Origin of the sequence: Candidatus Ichthyocystis sparus (genome assembly GCF_900078745.1) — a bacterium.
Taxonomy (GTDB): domain Bacteria; phylum Pseudomonadota; class Gammaproteobacteria; order Burkholderiales; family 2013Ark19i; genus Ichthyocystis; species Ichthyocystis sparus.
In genome coordinates this window covers 1-4,726 of record NZ_FKII01000086.1, presented here as the reverse complement: position 1 = coordinate 4,726, position 4,726 = coordinate 1, and the positions used below count along the sequence as shown (strand labels likewise).

Annotated in this window: 2 protein-coding genes; both read right to left on the bottom strand. The window is 39.6% G+C overall.

Features of this window, described 5'->3' with window-relative positions:
* Positions 1–93 precede the first annotated feature (93 nt).
* Positions 94–258 carry a hypothetical protein gene (locus tag A6733_RS09240; RefSeq protein ID WP_175330645.1) on the bottom strand — a complete coding sequence of 55 codons (165 nt, stop codon included), beginning with the start codon at positions 256–258 and terminating at the stop codon, positions 94–96.
* An 885-nt stretch (positions 259–1,143) separates the two neighbouring features.
* The gene (locus A6733_RS08050) at positions 1,144–4,515 is read right to left on the bottom strand and encodes a coiled-coil domain-containing protein (RefSeq protein WP_092460817.1); all 3,372 of its coding nucleotides are present in this window, start codon (positions 4,513–4,515) and stop codon (positions 1,144–1,146) included.
* Positions 4,516–4,726 lie beyond the last annotated feature (211 nt).

The window sequence follows — 4,726 nt, the reverse complement described above, 5'->3', positions numbered from 1 at the left end:
GTCCCTATCTCTCTTCCTCTTACTTTACATCTAGCTCTTCCTTGCTTACCCCCATTTTCTCCAGATCTAGTTTTTTGCTACTAGTGTCTCTTGCTATTGGTCTTTTAGATCTCCCCTTACCCTTGTCTCTTTAGTTTTTATGTAATTCATCTCTGTTTCAGCCGCTTCCTCTTGCTTTAGTTCTTCATATCTCGCCCTCATTTTTTCTAGCTCTTTCTCTGCTCTTATAAGGTTTTTTGGGCCCGACTCTGCTAACACTCTCCTTAGATTTATCTCTCGTTTTCCTTAGTTATTCCTGACTTGTTCTCCATATCTTTTGTTTCGAGCTCGATTGATCCAGCTCCCCCCTAGTCTTACATGCTTTATTTTACTTTATATGGCTCTTCCTATTTATACCCATAACTATTTCTATCTCTTTTTTTCGACTCTCTGTTGCTGATTTTTCCTACTTCAATCTCTTTCTTATCGTGTTCAAACTGCGCTTTCACTTCCTTTTGCAATCTCATTTTTGCTACTTTGTTTTTTCTCTAGTTATACGGATTTTTACTATTGCTTTCACATTGCAGTACCTTATGTTGCCCATCATAGTTTCTATTAACTCTTCGTTAGTTGCTATAAGAGCAACATATCTTAGCAATCAGCGCCAACTTCCTCTCGGACTGCGGCAGATCTTTCTAGCTCTTGATTGTGCAATAAATATTCTCTGATTGGGGAAAGTTGACTTACTATATTTAAAATGATATTAGATTGGGAGCATTATAAACACACCTAGAAGTAGCACTTGATCGGGTTTCATTCCCAGAGCTAACACTAAATCTGATGTCAACATGAATATTCCACAGGGTCTGTTGCATTATGTTCTGGTTCAACCCGGTGCTTGCCGATGTGTAACAATCCTTACCTTACACCACCGCTACCACTGGTGCGCTTGATTCTTGATCACCCGTGATATCTACACCTTCTACTGTCACTGCTGCTGCAAATGTATGTGCCTTTACGCTATTTATAAGCACTTGTATTGTTGCTTCATTAGAGTTTCAAGTGTGCTACAGCTGCCGCAGGTTGGGAAGACATAACTAGTTCCTTTTCCTAGTTTACGGTGAGGCAGTTCTTTCTCCTTCTGTTTGTTCAAAAGTTGAGATGCTAGAACCTGATCATTTCTATTTTCCTCAGCCATAACCCCAGCTCTAGTTCTAGCACTCTTATTCTCGTTTTTATCCACTCTAGTCTCAGAAGCAGCTCTATCTCTATCCTGCCTAATTCTACTTTTGCTTCCATTTTTAATCTACTTAACTCCATTTCTCTTTTCCGCATATTTATATCTGCCTCTATCTCTCCCCTTTTCTTTATAAGTTCACCTAGCTCTAGCTCTAATTCTACGCTTCTACCGGTTGCTGCTATTGTTGTTCTTAATTGTAGTAAATCTTCCTCTACCTTCCTCATTCTCGTTGTCACTTCACCTAGCTCGCTTGAACCCATTTTCTCCAGATCTAGTTCTCTAGCTACCAGTGCTAGCTCTTTCTCTAGATTTTTAGCTTCCATTTCTTTTTTTGTTGCTTCTTCTAGATTTTTCCTTAATATTTCCTCTTTAGTTCTTAGATGACCAATTTCCATTGAAGCATTTCTTGCTCCCGCTTGCTGTAGTTCTTCGTATCTCGATCTCACTTTATCTAGTTCTTTCTCCATTTCTTGCAGGTCTTCTGATCCCGTTTCTGCCAGCACTTTTCTTAGTTTTTTCTCAGTTTCTTTTATCGTATTTATATCTTTTTTTCTCGAGATTAATGATCCTAGTACCTCTAGCTTTTTCATAATGTCCTTTCCGTACTCTTTTATTTTCTCTAGCTCTGCCTCTCTACGTACAGCTGTACTTATAGACTTTCTTATCTCTTTTTCTCGTCTCGTCTCTGCTGTCTCTTTCTCTTTCTTTCTAGGTCTTTCTTGACTCCTAGCTGCTGTCTCTTCCTCTTTCTTCCTCAGTTTTTCTTTCTCTTGCATTTCCATTTTGGCCTTCGATTCCGCCAGTTTTGCTAATCTCTCTAATCTTTCTAATCTCGTACCACTATTCCTACTCCTCTTTAATCTCTCACTCTTTTCTCCTTCCAATTTCGCTTCCTCTTCTGATTCTGTTTCAGATTCTTCTACTTCTATTATAGGCACTGCCACCTCCGGTGCTTCTATGCTACCCATCAGAGCCTGTATTAATTCTCCATTAGTTACTATAAGATCAGCAGCATCCTCGCAGTCAACGATATTTCCCTCTTGATTTGCACCAGATCTTTCTAGTTCTTGATCACGCAATAAATCTTCTCGAATCGCTAAAAGTTGATTTACTATGTTCAAAACAATATCAGACTGCGTAGTACCATAAAACATACCTCGACGTAACATTTGATCAGGTTGCATTCCCAACGATTGAGCTAAATCTGGTGCCAACATGAATCCTTCATCAGAGTTTCCTTTACTCTTCTGTATTACTTTCGGCACTACCGTAGGCACTACCACCCCCGGTTCTTCTATGCTACCCATCAGAGCCTGTATTAATTCTCTATTAGTTACTATAAGATCAGCAGCATCCTCGCAGCCAACGCTAGTTCCCTCTTGATTTGCACCAGATCTTTCTAGTTCTTGATCACGCAATAAATCTTCTCGAATTGCTAAAAGTTGATTTATTATGCTCAAAACAATATCAGACTGTGCAGTACCATAAAACATACCTCGACGTAACATTTGATCAGGTTGCATTCCCAACGATTGAGCTAAATCTGGTGCCAACACGAACCCTTCATCAGAGTCTCCTATACTCTCCTGTATTGCTTCTTGCACTGTCGCCGATTTTCTCGCTGTTATTTTACTTAGCCATAGTCCTAACTTCAGTTCTAGTGCTCTTACTTTCGTGCTTATCCCCTTTAGTCTCAGCATTAGCTCTAGCTCTCTTTTGCTTGGTCTAGCTTTTGCTTCCATTTTTAATATATTTAGCTCCATTTCCCTTTTTCCTCTATCTATCTTTGCTTTTATCTCTTTCTTTTCCTCCATAAGCTTACCTAGCTCTGTTTCTATACTTTTTCCAGCCGTTGCTATTGTTGCTTTTAATCTATTTATATCTGACTCTATATTCGTCTTTTTCTTTCTTACTTCGTCTAGCTTTCTCTTACTTGTCTCCATTTTCTCCAGACACATTTCTCTTGCTACTAATAACTTTAGCTCTTCCTCTAGATTTTTCACTTTTGTTTCTCTTGCCTTTGCTTCTTTTAGATCTCTTCCTATTTTTGTCTCTTTAGTTCTTACGTAATCCATCGCTATTGAAGTTTCTACTGCCCCAGCTTTCTCTAGTTCTTTACATTTTGCTATCGCTTCATTTAGCTCTCTTTCCATTTTTCGCAGGTTTTCTGGCCTTGGTTCTGCTACTACTCTCCTTAGCTCTCTCTCCCTTGCTTTCATCTTCTCTGTATTTCTTTTTGTTGCTCTTAATGATCCCATTACCTCTAACCTTTCCATATCTTCTTTTACTTTATCTTTTACTCTCTCTAGATTCGCCTCTCTGCATACAGCTATACTTATAGCTTTTTCTAGATCCTTTTCTCGACTCTTAGTTGCTGCCTCTTCATCTCTCAGTTTTTCTGCTTTTGCTTGCTCTTTCATTTCTAGTTTGGCCTTTAATTCTGCCAATTCCCTATCTCTCTCTTCTTCCAATTCCGCTGGCGATTTTTCTTCCGGCTCTGTTTCAGGTTCTTCTACTGCTGTTGTAGGTACTGCCGGTGCTTCTATGCTACCCATCAGAGCTTTTATTAATTCTTCATTAGTTTCTACAAGAGAACTGGTATCTTCGAAATCAACGTTAGTTCCCCCTTCGATTGCACCAGACCTTTCTTGATTGCGCAATAAATCTTCTCGAATTTCTGAAAGTTGGTTTACTATGATCAGAACAGTATCAGACTGTGAAGTACCGTAAAACATACCTCGAAGTAGTGCCTGACCAGGTTGCATTCCCAGGCTTAGTGCTAAGTCTGGTGCCAATATGAATCCTCCATCAGAACCTCCGGTACTCTGTTCTGGTGCAATTGGTGCTTGCCAATGCGCATTATCCTCACCTTCCACTACTTCCGGTACTGGCGCAGAAGTAGGTGCTTCTACGCTATCCATCAGCGCTTGTATCGCCGCTGCATTAGACTCAATAAGACTAAGAGTCTTAAGGGTGTTGTAGTGAGTGCCAGAACTAGTTCCCTCTCCTGGCCCACAGTTAAACAGTTCCTCCTGTTTTTCTAAAAGTTGGTTTACTAAAACTGATACATTAGAAGCCTGTGGGGAGCCATAAAACATACTTCGAAATATCATTTCACCAGGACGCATCCCTAACGATAGTGCTAAATTTGGCTCTAATATAAACCCCCTTGCCTCAGCAGATACTGCACCTTGTTCTAATTCTAATGTACTTGATGGCTGAGCCTGCTCATCCACACTACTTTGCCCAACGCCCTCAGGACTACTTGCTTCACTGCCACTTAATTTTCTTTTCATCGGTATACAGTCCTAGTCCTTATTTTCTCTTTTGTTGACTATACGTAGACAAGCCTTTCTACATTTAATATCAAGCTTATTTTCCTAATTTAACATGCCTTTTAGAGTACACTTGGCCACGCTAACAAAAATACTCCAAACAAAAATATATAGATTTACATACATGCAAAAACCTTATCAACTAACACAGATACAGTACCCATGAGCTAGT